The organism is Gordonia sp. IITR100, assembly GCF_002009645.1.
Taxonomy (GTDB): Bacteria; Actinomycetota; Actinomycetes; order Mycobacteriales; family Mycobacteriaceae; genus Gordonia; species Gordonia hongkongensis.
Genome location: NZ_MVKV01000021.1, coordinates 71,636 through 84,382, shown reverse-complemented (window position 1 = coordinate 84,382; position 12,747 = coordinate 71,636). Strand labels below are relative to the sequence as shown.

Sequence of the window (12,747 nt, the reverse complement as noted above, 5' to 3'; positions counted from 1 at the left end):
ACCGCGCGGTACACGCCAAACTGGCGTGCCCGTAACTGGAAGCGCAACAACCAAGTGCTCTCTGGTATCAGATCTCCGACCGTGGGTGAGTGCGATTGACGGGCTTTGCAGCCGAGGCGCGTGCCGCGCCGTGTGCCGTTGATCGCGACCGCAAGAGTGTTGCGGCTCAATCTTGTGTCTGCGTGAACGCTGGTAGCAGGATCGCACCGATGAACCACGGGGCGTCGTCGGCGTCAAGGCGTCCGGCGCGTACTTCCTCGGCTGCCGCGTTCATCACCACGTGGGTGGTGGTCAGGAGCCACGTCACGGGCAGATCAGTTCGGAACGCATCTTCGCGTTGTCCACCTCGATCGGATTGCTGGTCGCCGGCCCGGTTGTCGGGCTGTGGTTCGTCATCCGCCAGCTGCGCGCTCAACGTCATCATCGGCTGGGTGCTCACTACAGCCGTCGTGGCCGGGGTGAACCGTCTGATCAACCGCTCCTAACCTCGGGTGCGACCTTCGAGATCACCCTCGACCGGCGGAGCCGCTGACGTTACGTCAGAGAATGTTCAAATACATACTCCCCCAACGCCTTTCAAGTGCCGATAATTTACCTTATGTTAAGTGAAGCACTGCATATTGCATCAGATGCATCGCCTCGCCACTCCTCCTGGTCCTGACCGCGCTCACGAACACCATTGTTTCCCAGCGGCATTCGAGAAGGCGACCCAGCTGCGACGCGATGCCGAGCGCTTGAGGCCGGGCCGCCTTGTTACGGAACAACTCGATGACCTGCAGATTGGCATTGATGATGCACTGGATGAATCAATGATGCATCAGATGAGCCGCCTGGCGTGGTGTTAAAGGTTGGCTCCGGCAACCCGGTCCGGCGCATAGTCGTGGCATGCTGAGCTTCTGTACTGATCGTCGACCATATCGACGCTCACCGGGATCGGTTCGGGGTCGTCCCGATCTGCCGCGTGCTCCGCGAGCGCGGAATGCAGCTCGCCCCGTCCACGTACTACGCCCGCAAACACGCAGGCGCGGTCTCGGCCACCGTTGTGGCCGAGGCGTACGACGCTCACGCGTGACCTCGACACCGCCGCGTTGCGGGATGGCCGCCCCCGGGGGCTCACCCAGGCCATCTCCCGCTGGCTCTACGCCCTCACCCACCACGGACAGGCAGCGGTCGACGGGATCGAGTCCGACTCCCGCCACGGCGACCAGCTGCGCATGCGGGCGCTCTACGAACGCGCCGCCGACCCCGACATCAGCCCCCACATCGACGTTGTCGACCACTGCCCCATCGACGCCGCGGATCCACAACTGGCCCGTGCCCTGACCCTCCTCGGACTCGAGTGGACCCCCGCATAAATCGGCCTGAAACAGGCTGTGTCGCAACACTGAACCAGCATGAGCCTTATTCGACCAGCCGTGGTAATGCCTACGATCGTCTCTTCGAGGCCGGGATCGCGCACCTGCACTGCTACACCGTCGCGCATGGTTCCAGGTCGCCGACCCGCGATGCGACGATCGACCGCTCTCTATCGGTTGGTGGGTCGTCAGCCGCCGTGCCGATTACCGGCGGGTTCGGCCGAACGGATCCGCCGCCTCGAGTCCAGATTCCCGGCCAGGACTTCCTCCACAACCCACCGTCGTTCTGACATCGCGCTCACGTCCTACACCGCCACCGCCGGGATGTCGGCCGCATAGCGGATGACCGAACCGACTCGGCCGAAACGGCGTTCGATGATCACGATCGCCTCCGCGAGCTGGTCGGGGTCGTCGACGTCGGCGACGAATGCCGCGGTGTGCCCGTTGTTGCCGAGCATGAACGGCAGGACCGCGGAGTACTCACTGCTGACGACAGCCAGCGGGATGTCGCGACGGAACAGGTCGTACGCGTGGTCGATGGCAGCAGGGTCGTCGAGGACGACGAGCGGGACCGAGGAGATGTGCTTGTTCTTTCTCATGTATCGAGAGTGAACTCGCAGGTTATGAGGGGGTTGACCGATCACTGTGAATTCGCTGGCAGCTACGCGTTGCCCCCCCCCCCCCGCCCGCGAGGTCACCGCACGAGTTGCTCGTCGAGAATGCTGGGGATGACTCCGCCGCGTCGGAGAAGCCGACGATCCAGATCGGTCTCGGCGGCCACCTGCGCGTCGAAACGCCTTTCGGAACCGTCGATCCGCCGGACGACGACCGCCACCGTCCCGCGGTCGACGGCGTCGGCAGTCCCGTTGACGCGCAGTCGGTCTCCGGGCTGCAGGTCCTGCAACCCGCCGTCGACGTCAGCAGGAATCAGCAACGGCAGGACGCCGACACCGATCAGATTGGACCGATGAATCCGCTCGAAACTGCGCGCGAGCACGGCCCGCACTCCGAGCAGACGCACCAGCTTCGCCGCCCAGTCGCGCGAGCTGCCCATGCCGTACCGTTCCCCCGCCACGATCACCACCGCGTCGCCGTCGTCGGCGTACCGGCCCGCGGCCTCCGGAAGAGACACGACCTCGCCGGTGGGCGCATGCACGGTGTGCGCGGGAGCCGCATCCGGTGCGAGCGCGTTGCGGACGTTCTTGTTCTGAAACCCGCCCCGCAACATGGCTTCCCAATTGCCCCGCCGGGAGGCGTAGACGTTCAGGTCGCCCGGTTCCGCACCTCGCTCCACAAGGTATCGACCGGTCGGGCTGTCGGGCTTGATCGCCCCGGCCGGGGAGATGTGGTCGGTGGTGATGTCGTCGCCGAGCACGAGCAGGGGCTGCGCGGTGTACTCCCCGAGCATGGTGTGCGCGTAGCCGTCATCGGCGAAAGGAGGACGCCGCAGGGCCGTCGACGACGGGTCCCAGGGGAACAGCGGCCCATCCGGAACATCGAGTGCGTCCCATGCCGGATTGCGGGACGCGGAGACGAAGTCGTCGACGACATCACGCGGACGCCGCGCTGCATCGGTGAGCGCGTCGATCTCCTCCGGGGCGGGCCACAGTTCAGCGAGCATCACGTCGTGTCCGTCGGCGTCGACGCCGATCGGTTCCGAGGTGGGATCTATCGCCGCATCACCCGCGAGCGCGAAGACGATCACCATCGGCGGCGACATCAGCAGGCCCAGTTCGAGGTCCGGGTGGACGCGGCCGGGGAAGTTGCGGTTGCCGCTGAGTACTGCCACCGGATTTCGTGTGTGCGCCTCGGCCACCGCGGTGATCTCCGCCGGCAGCGGTCCCGAGTTGCCGATGCAGGTGGCACAACCGAATCCGACGATGTCGAAGCCGACCGCGGACAGGTCGTCGGTGAGACCGGCCCGCTCGAGCACGCCGGCGGCAGAGGGCGAACCCGGCGCGAGGGAGGTCTTCACATACTCCGGCACCCGCAGCCCTCGTTCCCGTGCGCGGCGGGCGACCAAACCCGCGGCGATGAGGAGGCGCGGGTCAGAGGTGTTGGTACAGCTCGTGATCGACGCGATGGCGATCGGGAAGGCGGGCATCGGGATGTCGTCGTCACATCGAGAAGGCCCCTCGGCGTCGAAGGTCGCCGGCAACTCGGTCACCGGGACCAGGTCCTGCGGGCGACGCGGACCGGCCACCGACGGGACCACCGCACCCAGGTCGATGTCGATCGTGCGGGTGAAACGCGGCTCGGCATCGGGGTCGAACCACAGTCCGAGCCGTCGTGTCACCGACTCGACGAGCTCGCAGTGTTCTGCGGTACGTCCGGTGTCGGCCAGATATCGGACGGTCTGTGCGTCGACGGGGAAGAACCCGGTGGTGGCACCGTATTCCGGGGCCATGTTGGCGATCACCGCCCGTGCGCCCGCCGTCAGTGCCGATACGCCCGGCCCGTAGAACTCGACGAACTCACCCGTGACCCCGAGCTCGCGCAGACGGTGCGTGACGACCAGCGAGAGATCCGTGGCCAGCACGCCCGCGGAGAGCGTCCCGGTGAGGCGGACTCCCACGACCTCGGGGATCCGCAGTGTGGTCGGCATGCCGAACATCACCGTCTCGGCTTCCAGACCTCCTATGCCCCAGCCCAATACACCGAGCCCGTTGATCATGGGCGTGTGGCTGTCCGTACCGAGCATCATGTCGGGCACCGCGTGGTCGACGCCACCGACCTTCTCCACCGTCACCACGGTGGCGAGCTGTTCGAGGTTGATCGTGTGCATGATCCCGGTACCCGGCGGGTTGATGTGCACGGTGTCCATCGTGGTCGACGCCCAGGCCAGGAAGCGATACCGCTCCGCGTTGCGACGCATGTCGTGGGCGAGATTGGCCGCGGCGGCATCGCGGCGCGCGAACGACTCGACCGCGAGCGAATGGTCCACCGAGACCTCCACCGGAAGGCGGGGACTCAACGCCGTCGGATCCCCACCTCGGGCGGCAACCGCGTCACGCATCGCGGCGATGTCGACGAGGGCGGGCGTGCTGGTGGTGTCGTGCATCAGCAACCGGCCCGGCACATACGGGATCTCGGCGTCGCTGGTGCCGGCGCGAAGCCAGCGGGTCATGTCGTCCAGGGCTCGATCGCGCGTCTCGGCGTCGGCATGGCGAGTCACGTTCTCGGCGAGTAGACGGACCACCGTGGGCCACTGCCGGTACACGTCGGACCCGACCCGCCGCTCGACATCGACGACCGGCAGATCGGGTTGCGCGCGGCGTTCAGCTCCACTCATGCATCCCACCATATGTTATAACCTATAACTTGCACCACCCGTGTTATCATCGCCGCGTCCGGCGCTGCCGCACCCTCGACGTCCCATGACCACTGCCGGGAGGCCCGCCATGACCACACCAGGCGGGATGTTCACCAAGAACGATTACGCATACGCCGAGCTCCAGCGGCGGATTCTGACCGGCGTCCTGCCGGCCGGCGCGGTGATCCCCCAGGCCAAGCTGGCGGCCGAGATCGGCGTCAGCACGACTCCCCTCCGCGAGGCGATCCGCCGGCTGTCCGCCGAGGGCATGGTCGAACTCGAGGCCCACCGAGACGCGCGCGTGACCCCCGTATCGGCCGATGAGGCGCGCCACCTCTACCAGGTACGCGAGAACCTGGACCCGCTCGCGGCGGCGCTCGCCGCGCGGACGCGAACGGCGGCCGACATCGCCGCCATCAGCAATGCCTTCGATCGCCTCTCGCCCATCGCCAGTGCGTCCGATGTCGATGCCCTTGTCCGACACCGGGAATTCCATCGCACGGTGTACCGCGCTTCGGGCAACCCCGTTCTCATCGACATCCTCGAACGACTCTGGGACAAAGCAGATCGTTACCGAGTCATCGGCCTCTCCCACCGGGGCGATTCACCCGACGACCGGTCGCGGGTCACCGCCGAGCACCGGGCGATCATGGATGCCGTCGCCGACGGTGACGCCGAGCGTGCCGACGCGGTGATGCGCGAGCACATCGGCAACAGTCTCGGACGTCGTGCCATCGATGCGCTCACCGAGGACCCCGTCGCCGGCTGACCTGGCCGCTGCCACTTTTCCAACCCCTGTGTCGTGCGTCACCGCCATAGGTTATAATCTATAACTGTGCGACGCCGAGCGCGCGCGAAAAGCGCAAAACGATACTTATGCGCCCAAGCGTGACTGTGACGACGGTTACGCCAACACTTCCGATGTGACCACCGACGTGGTTGTCCTCACATCCGCAGCAGAATCGAGTCAGACGATGTTGGTAGCTCTCGGCCTCGGGACCCGACCCCGAACGAAAACGAGGACCGCATGACCGCACCATCCCCCGGCACCGACGAATCGACAGAGCTGTCCCGCACGTCTCGTCCGCCGAAACGTGTTCCCACGCTCGTCAAAGCACTCGGCGCACTGGTCGCCGCGGCGATCGTCGTCGTCGGCGTCGTCGACGCGGCCGGTAGCGAGGGCGGCGCCGACGCGCGATCGCAATTGACCCTGATCGCGCCCGCGGCCGCCGGTGGTGGTTGGGACGGTGCGGCGCGCGAGATGCAGCAGGCGCTGCGAGCCCAGAACATCGTCAACAACTCGCAGGTCGTCAACATCCCCGGTGCCGGCGGCACGATCGGACTCAGCCAGTTCGCGGGGATGACCGGCGACGCCACCACGATCATGGTCATGGGCATCACGATGCTGGGCGCGATCAACATCAACGGGTCCGACGTGGATCTCGGAGACGTCACCCCCATCGCGCGGCTCGCCGACGATTACGACGTCGTCGTCGTACCGGCTGATTCTCCGATCACGACCATCGAAGAGCTGATGGCCGAATGGAAGAAGGACCCCAAGAACTTCACGTTCGGTGGCGGTTCGCTGGGCAGCGTCGACCAGATGATCATCAGCCAGATGGCTCGGGAGAACGGTATCGACCCCGGCGCGGTCAACTACATCGCCTACTCCGGTGGTGGCGAACTGGCGACCTCACTCATGTCCGGGACGATCAAGGCCTCGGTCAGTGGTTACGAGGATTTCGTCGACCAGATCACCGCCGGAAATCTACGCGCGCTGGCGATCTCGGCCCCCGAGCCGGTCCCGGCCATCGATCTGCCGACCCTGTCCGAACTGGGTTACGACGTCACCCTCACCAACTGGCGCGGGGTGGTCGCACCGCCGGGCATCACCGATGACCAACGCACCGAACTCGAGGCGATCGTCACCGAGGTCGTCGAATCACCCGAGTGGCGAGATGCACTGCAGCGCAACAACTGGTCCGACACGTTCACGCCGGGCACCGGATTCAACCAGGTCATCGACCAGCAATCGGAGTTCGTCCGCGGCATCTGGGCCGACCTCGGGTACTGACTGACCGGCGGTCGCCGAACCTGCACTGCACAACTTCTGCCCCACACGACATCACGGAGAACCCATGCCCATCCTTGTCGCTTTCGCCCACACCCCCGAAGGTCGAGCGGCCTTCGAACACGGCCGGCGCCTCGCGCGCAGCGAGAGCTCTCAACTGATCGTCTTCGACATGGAAACCCCTGCTGTCGACGACGACGGTGGCATTCCCGAGCCCGACTTCGCCCCTATCGAGAACGCCGGCAACGACACCGCGATTCGCTGGCTCGGCCATCGTCGCGAGGATTCCGATCCGGCCGCCGAACTCATCGACGTCTCAGAAGAACTGGCCGCCGATCTCATCGTCGTCGGACTGCGCCGCCGGTCCCGCGTCGGGAAACTCCTGCTCGGCTCGAACGCACAGCGCATCCTCATCGACGCCGAGGTCCCCGTACTGGCAGTGAAGGCAGCCCATCATGACGACTGACAATGCGGCGGTACAGCCCGCCGGCACGACGCTCGACGACGGACACGGATCGGACCGCGCGCGCCGACCGCTCACCGGCCGAAGCGGTCTGGTCGTCGCGGGCCTCATGCTCGCACTTGCCGTCTACCTGACCGCCGGCATCATCGGGATGGACATCCCGGGTAGCGCAGCGACTCCCGGGCCCGCGTTCTTCCCGATCATCCTGACGATCTGCGCCTACCTGATCGCCGGACTCCTGACCGTGCAGACCCTGCGTCACCCCGACGAGCCCGATCCCGACATCGTGCCGCCCGCGACCGGTCAGTGGCGAACGCAGAGTGACTGGCGTGCACTGGGTCTCGTCCTGGCCGGACTCATCGCCTTCACCGTGCTGCTGATCCCGCTGGGTTGGATCCTGTCCGCCGCGCTGCTGTTCTGGATCGTCGCCTACGCCATGGGTTCCACCCGTCCGGTCCTCGACATCGCGGTGTCGCTCGTCGTCTCCTGTGCGGTGCAGGCGTTCTTCTCGGCGGGTCTCGGGCTGAACCTCCCCGCCGGCATCCTGGGAGGGCTGTTCTGATGGACAACGTCTCACTCCTGTTGGAAGGTTTCTCCCAGGCGCTCACCCCGATGAACCTGCTCTGGGTCTTCATCGGCGCGCTGCTCGGCACCGCGGTGGGTGTGCTCCCGGGCCTGGGTTCGGCGATGGCCGTCGCACTGTTGCTGCCGGTGACCTTCACCCTTGACCCCACCGCCGCGTTCATCATGTTCGCCGGCGTGTACTTCGGCGGCCTGTTCGGTGACTCGACCATGGGCATCCTGATGAACACGCCCGGCGGGTCCACCGCCATCGCAACATCATTCGAGGGTCATCGGATGGCCAAACGCGGGCGGGCCGCCCAGGCCCTGGCCACCGCCGCGATCGGCGCCTTCATCGGCGGCATGATCGCGACGACCATCGTCGTGTTCTTCGCACCCAAGCTCGCCGATCTCGCCATCCAATTCGGTCCCGCCGAATACTTCGCCCTCGCCGTCTTCGCCTTCATCGCGATTGCCTCGGTGGTCTCCGACTCCGTCATCAAGGGTCTGACCGGACTCCTCATCGGGCTGATCCTCGCGGTCATCGGGATCGACGGCATCTCGGGCACCCAGCGCTTCACGATGGGCGCGCCCGAGTTGTTCGACGGCATCAGCATCATCGTCATCACCGTCGGCACCCTGGCCCTGGGCGAGGTCCTCTACGTCGCCTCCCGCATCCACCGCACGCGTGCGCCGGACGCGGACGCCGTCGTCGGGCGGCCCTTCCTCAAGCGCGCCGAGTTCCGCGAGGCGCTTCCGGCGTGGTTGCGCGGCACCGGCTTCGGCGTCCCCTTCGGCGTCATCCCGGTCGGCGGCGCAGAGGTGCCGACTTTCCTCGCCTACGGAACCGAGCGTCGTCTCGACCGCAAACGACCCGACCCCCAGTTCGGTCACGGCGCCATCCGCGGTGTCGCCGGTCCGGAGGCAGCGGGCAACGCGACTTCGGGCACCGCGATGGGTGCCCTGCTCGCGATGGGTCTGCCCACCTCCGCCACCGCGGCGATCATGCTGGCCGCATTCCAGCAGTACGGCCTGCAGCCCGGCCCCCTGCTCTTCGAACGCAACGCCGATCTCGTCTGGACGCTCATCGCCAGCCTGTTCATCGGCCTGGTCATGCTGCTGATCCTCAACATGCCGTTCGCCGCCATCTGGGCGAAACTGCTGCTGATCCCCAGGCACTACCTCTACGCGGGGATCGCGGTGTTCTGCGTGCTCGGTGTCTACGCGACCTCGGCCGCGATCACCGACCTCATCCTGGTCATCGCCATCGCCTTCGTCGGATATCTGTTGCGACGCTATGGTTTCCCGCTCGCCCCCGTCATGATCGGCGTCGTCCTCGGCCCCCTTGCCGAGACCAGCCTGCGCAACGCGATGATGTCGAGCGGCGGTGATCCGAGTGTGCTGGTGGGCAGCGCGATCACCTGGGTCCTCTACGGAGTCCTGGCCGTCGTCGTCCTGTTCACCGCGTTCCGCCGCCTGCGGATGCGCACGCGTCAGGACACCTGATGCGACAGCAGTTCCTTCCCCGCTCCTCGCCCGCCCTCACCGAAAGTCAGCCGCCGATGCCCATGCGCACCAGCACCGACCGCGCACTCATCCGCTCCCGCTTCCTCGCTGTCGACGTCGCGAACGTCGCCGACGTCCTCGACGACCTGGGTCACCGTGATCAGGCGCTCAGCACCGACTTCACGTGTGCGGCCGGGCGCGAACGGCTGGCCGGCTGGGCGTTCACCATCTCGGGCGCGATGAGCGACGCCCCGGGACGGGACCCGCTGAAAGCGCAGGCGTGCAGCCAGATCGGCCCGGACGAGGTCTCCGTGTGGCAGGGGAACGGCCGGGGCGTCTGTTACTTCGGTGAACTCGTCGCGATCGGCATGATGCAGCGGGGCTCCGTCGGCGCAGTGGTCGACGGCGGTGTGCGCGACAAGAGATGGCTCCACGAGATCGGCTTCACGACGTTCTCCCGCTATCCGACCTCGGTGCAGACCAGCGGCCGTTGGCGCGTCGAGACGTGGCAGCAACCCGTCACCCTGCCGGGCGCATCCGAGCAACCGGTCGTCATCGAGCCCGGCGACTTCATCCTCGGCGACGACGACGGTGTCATCGTCATCCCCGCTGGGATCGTCGACGTCGTGCTCGAGGCAGCGGAGACCATGACGGAGAAGGAGATCGACGTCCGTGCCGCGATCCGCAACGGCATGACCCTCGCCGACGCGATGGCGGAGTTCGGACGGATCTGATCCCGCACTCGGCGGCAGGCGCGGGAAGAATTCCCTAGTCCGAAAGGAGGACAGAACCATTGCTCCCTGAGGTGCGAGGAGCGCCAGCCGCCGGGCCGAGCAAGCGACGAAGGAGCGCGTCGAGGTCGACGAGCCTCGAAGGGCTGGCGACGCATCTCACCAGGACCCTTCGTGACGGCCTCCGCAAGCTCCGGCCTCCTCAGGGAGCAGAAGTAGACGTCGCCTCCGCAAGCTCCGGCCTCCTCAGGGAGCAGAAGTAGACGTCGCCTCCGTAAGCTCCGGGCGCTCCTCAGGGAGCGGAGGGGTTGCCCTTCGTGGCTCGTCGCTATCGCTCCTCACACCTCAGGGAGCAGGGGTTATGCGCTTGTTTCGGATCGAAGGCCAGGAGTGCTCTTTCGCATCAGGGAGCCGGGGGCTCCGTGCGCTCCCGGACCTCCCGCTCCAGGTAATCGAGGTTCTGCCGCATCTGCGCGATGAGTCGTTCTGCGCCCGACACGGTGTTGTCCGCATCGGGGTCGACGACCGAGTTGACCGCCATGTCGGCCAGCTGGCGCGCGACCTTACGGTCGCTCTCGCTGTCACCCGGGTGATGCCACCAGGCCAGCCAGTTCAGCATGCCGACGATGCCGAGCGCGGAGATCCGTGGATCGGCGGCACGGAACCGGCCCCCGGCGATACCTTCCTCCATGACCGCCACCAACTCCTTGAGCACCCGCCGGCGGCTCTGCCGGTAGGTCTCGGCGAGTGCGGGCGGCAGCTCCGCTTCCGAGCGGATCAGCAGCCGGAACCGATCCAGGGTCTGGGTCTGGTGGAGCGCGATGGACATCGCCATCTCGTGGATCTTCCCGACCGGATCGAGGTCGGTTCGCTGGTTGATCTCGTGGAGCAGGATGGCCGGTTCCTCGGCGATCTCGCTGACCAGCCGGGCGAACAGCTCGTCCTTGTTGGCCACATAGTGGTAGAGCGCCGGACGCGTCAGACCGGTGGCGTCGGCGATGTCCTGAAGGGTGGTGCTCGCCAACCCGCGCTCGGCGAACAACCTGGTGGCCTGCTCCATGATCTCGCGTTCGACCAGCTCACGCCGTGAATTGCTGCGGCCGGTGCGCCCGGCGGCCGGCGACTCCTGGGGCGTCGAGCTGGTCATAGGCGAAGAATAGTGCGTCCGGCCCCCGCGCCGCGCCCGACCTCCGGGACCTCGTCCGGGACGTCGCCGTCGGTCACGGCGACGAGATCGGTGCGCAGGCTCACCAACCCGGCGACGAGATCGTCGTAGGAGCCGGCGGGCGCCTCCACGACGACCAGCGCGTCCGTCTCCTGACGCAGCCGCTCGCCGAGGTCCAGGCGCGTCAGCACCGCGTCCCGGTCGCCGCGGCCGGTCAGCCACACCGCGGACGCGCCCGTAGCTGCAGCGAGAAGAGGTACCGCGGCCTCTCCCCAGGCGGAGTCGATGTCGACCTCGAGCCGGGTGGTTCCCGGGTCGAGCAACAGCTCGGCGGGGGCCTGCCGGGTCGGGAACGTCCAGGGCCCGTGTGACAACGGTTGTCCGACCACCCATGTCGACAATCCGCCGGCGGGGACAGCAGCATCGTCGACGCCCGCATACGCGGCGAGCCCGCGGCGGGCCACCTCGGGCGCCGAGGACGCGAAGCGGTCGAGTCCGACCTTCCCGGCTCGGGTCATGTACGCGATCATCAACTGGTCCACCGGGATTCCGGTGCGGCGGGGGAACGACTCCCACCACTGCTCGCTACGCGCCGCGATCGACTGCAGATACTCGACGTTCGGCCGACGCGCCGACTCGTACGCCGACAGCGCCTCGTCGAGCGTCGTCGCACTCCGGACCGCGTGATCGAGTTCGATCGCATCCTCCATCGCGAGTTTGGTTCCCGAACCGATCGAGTAGTGCGCGGTGTGTGCGGCGTCCCCCAGGAGCACGACGTTCCCGGAGTGCCACCGGGCGCAGGTGACGGTGCGGAACCGCAGCCACCGCGTGCGGTTGCCGATCAGCCGGTGCCCGCCCAGCGTGTCGGCGAAGGCGTCTTGAAGATATGCCAGCGCGGTCTGGTCGCTGTCGGTCATCGGGGTGTTCTCGGTGGAGAGATCGAAACCGGCACGACGCCAGGTGGTCTCGTCGGTCTCGATCAGGAACGTACTCCGGTCGGACGCGTACGGGTAGGCGTGCGCGACGAAGGTGCCATCGGCCGTGGTGACCGGTGTGAAGATCGCGCTCGGGAGGGCGACGTCGGCTCCGCACCACAGATACAGTCCCTCCCCGGTGGAGATGGCCGGCCCGAAATCGTCGGCCATGTCCGTCCGGGTTGCACTGTTGACACCGTCGGCGGCGACGATCAGGTCGGCGTCGAGGTCGGCGACCGTCCGCCGCACACCGAACTCGAGCCGTACCCCGGCGTCCACGGCGTGCTGCTGGAGAACGTCGAGAAGTGTCGTACGCGCGATCGCGAGCAGCTCCCCGTGCGACAGACGGGCGACGTCGTCACCGACCCGCATCGACATCTCGTGCGGATGCGACACCGCGACGATGGCGTCGAGAGACGCGGGGTCCGCCTCGCGCAGGTTGCGTTGGGTACGGGATGCGAGTCCGACGCCGAACCCGAAAGTGGTGTCGGGCGAGCCCTGTTCGTAGACGGTCACCTCGGCGTCGGGATGGCTTCGTTTGAGAAGTCGCGCGGCGTACAGCCCACCCGGACCGCCACCGAGCACGGCGATTCGACTGAGTTTCATGG

Annotated in this window: 12 protein-coding genes; 7 read left to right on the top strand and 5 right to left on the bottom strand. The window is 67.0% G+C overall.

What is annotated here, in order from left to right; genetic code table 11:
• Positions 1 to 166: 166 nt before the first annotated feature.
• Complete coding sequence (locus B1818_RS24300; RefSeq protein ID WP_024497892.1) at positions 167 to 439, bottom strand: hypothetical protein; 273 nt, start codon at positions 437 to 439, stop codon at positions 167 to 169.
• Positions 440 to 1,040: 601 nt separating this feature from the next.
• On the opposite strand from B1818_RS24300, the gene B1818_RS21340 reads away from it, so the two are divergent.
• The gene (locus B1818_RS21340) at positions 1,041 to 1,355 is read left to right on the top strand and encodes a hypothetical protein (protein ID WP_231742667.1); all 315 of its coding nucleotides are present in this window, start codon (positions 1,041 to 1,043) and stop codon (positions 1,353 to 1,355) included.
• Positions 1,356 to 1,660: 305 nt separating this feature from the next.
• Here B1818_RS21340 and B1818_RS21335 read toward each other — a convergent pair whose 3' ends face one another.
• Positions 1,661 to 1,954 (bottom strand): hypothetical protein, encoded by a 294-nt coding sequence (locus tag B1818_RS21335; RefSeq protein WP_058253737.1) that lies wholly within the window; start codon positions 1,952 to 1,954, stop codon positions 1,661 to 1,663.
• A gap of 95 nt (positions 1,955 to 2,049) precedes the next feature.
• Positions 2,050 to 4,647 carry an aconitate hydratase AcnA gene (acnA, locus tag B1818_RS21330; protein ID WP_058253738.1) on the bottom strand — a complete coding sequence of 866 codons (2,598 nt, stop codon included), beginning with the start codon at positions 4,645 to 4,647 and terminating at the stop codon, positions 2,050 to 2,052.
• A 109-nt stretch (positions 4,648 to 4,756) separates the two neighbouring features.
• Here acnA and B1818_RS21325 point away from each other — a divergent pair, with 109 nt between their 5' ends.
• The 6 genes from B1818_RS21325 (at position 4,757) to B1818_RS21300 (ending at position 10,003) form a co-directional block, all read left to right on the top strand.
• The gene (locus tag B1818_RS21325; protein ID WP_078113906.1) at positions 4,757 to 5,437 is read left to right on the top strand and encodes a GntR family transcriptional regulator; all 681 of its coding nucleotides are present in this window, start codon (positions 4,757 to 4,759) and stop codon (positions 5,435 to 5,437) included.
• 258 nt (positions 5,438 to 5,695) lie between these two features.
• Entirely contained in the window at positions 5,696 to 6,742 is a 1,047-nt protein-coding gene (locus B1818_RS21320; protein ID WP_078113905.1) for a tripartite tricarboxylate transporter substrate binding protein, read from the top strand.
• Positions 6,743 to 6,806: 64 nt separating this feature from the next.
• A complete protein-coding gene (locus B1818_RS21315) occupies positions 6,807 to 7,205 on the top strand; it encodes a universal stress protein (protein WP_058253740.1) in 399 nt (132 codons plus the stop codon).
• Positions 7,195 to 7,764 carry a tripartite tricarboxylate transporter TctB family protein gene (locus tag B1818_RS21310; protein WP_078113904.1) on the top strand — a complete coding sequence of 190 codons (570 nt, stop codon included), beginning with the start codon at positions 7,195 to 7,197 and terminating at the stop codon, positions 7,762 to 7,764. The genes B1818_RS21315 and B1818_RS21310 overlap by 11 nt, the downstream gene beginning before the upstream one ends.
• Positions 7,764 to 9,269, top strand: a complete 1,506-nt coding sequence (locus B1818_RS21305; protein WP_078113903.1) for a tripartite tricarboxylate transporter permease — start codon at positions 7,764 to 7,766, stop codon at positions 9,267 to 9,269. Before B1818_RS21310 ends, B1818_RS21305 begins: the two co-directional genes overlap by 1 nt.
• Positions 9,269 to 10,003, top strand: a complete 735-nt coding sequence (locus B1818_RS21300; protein WP_254859784.1) for an RraA family protein — start codon at positions 9,269 to 9,271, stop codon at positions 10,001 to 10,003. The genes B1818_RS21305 and B1818_RS21300 overlap by 1 nt, the downstream gene beginning before the upstream one ends.
• A gap of 400 nt (positions 10,004 to 10,403) precedes the next feature.
• Here the strand turns inward: B1818_RS21300 and B1818_RS21295 are convergent, their stop codons facing one another.
• Positions 10,404 to 11,147 carry a TetR/AcrR family transcriptional regulator gene (locus tag B1818_RS21295; protein WP_078113901.1) on the bottom strand — a complete coding sequence of 248 codons (744 nt, stop codon included), beginning with the start codon at positions 11,145 to 11,147 and terminating at the stop codon, positions 10,404 to 10,406.
• Positions 11,144 to 12,745, bottom strand: a complete 1,602-nt coding sequence (locus B1818_RS21290; RefSeq protein ID WP_078113900.1) for an FAD-dependent monooxygenase — start codon at positions 12,743 to 12,745, stop codon at positions 11,144 to 11,146. The genes B1818_RS21295 and B1818_RS21290 overlap by 4 nt, the downstream gene beginning before the upstream one ends.
• Positions 12,746 to 12,747 lie beyond the last annotated feature (2 nt).

Excerpts from the sequence above, each read along its gene's own strand:
- B1818_RS21325 (WP_078113906.1), top strand. The coding sequence starts at position 4,757 with ATGACCACACCAGGCGGGATGTTCACCAAGAACGATTACGCATACGCC.
- B1818_RS21295 (WP_078113901.1), bottom strand. The coding sequence starts at position 11,147 with ATGACCAGCTCGACGCCCCAGGAGTCGCCGGCCGCCGGGCGCACCGGC.
- B1818_RS21315 (WP_058253740.1), top strand. The coding sequence starts at position 6,807 with ATGCCCATCCTTGTCGCTTTCGCCCACACCCCCGAAGGTCGAGCGGCC.
- B1818_RS21320 (WP_078113905.1), top strand. The coding sequence starts at position 5,696 with ATGACCGCACCATCCCCCGGCACCGACGAATCGACAGAGCTGTCCCGC.
- B1818_RS21305 (WP_078113903.1), top strand. The coding sequence starts at position 7,764 with ATGGACAACGTCTCACTCCTGTTGGAAGGTTTCTCCCAGGCGCTCACC.
- acnA (WP_058253738.1), bottom strand. The coding sequence starts at position 4,647 with ATGAGTGGAGCTGAACGCCGCGCGCAACCCGATCTGCCGGTCGTCGAT.
- B1818_RS21290 (WP_078113900.1), bottom strand. The coding sequence starts at position 12,745 with ATGAAACTCAGTCGAATCGCCGTGCTCGGTGGCGGTCCGGGTGGGCTG.
- B1818_RS21335 (WP_058253737.1), bottom strand. The coding sequence starts at position 1,954 with ATGAGAAAGAACAAGCACATCTCCTCGGTCCCGCTCGTCGTCCTCGAC.
- B1818_RS21310 (WP_078113904.1), top strand. The coding sequence starts at position 7,195 with ATGACGACTGACAATGCGGCGGTACAGCCCGCCGGCACGACGCTCGAC.
- B1818_RS21300 (WP_254859784.1), top strand. The coding sequence starts at position 9,269 with ATGCGACAGCAGTTCCTTCCCCGCTCCTCGCCCGCCCTCACCGAAAGT.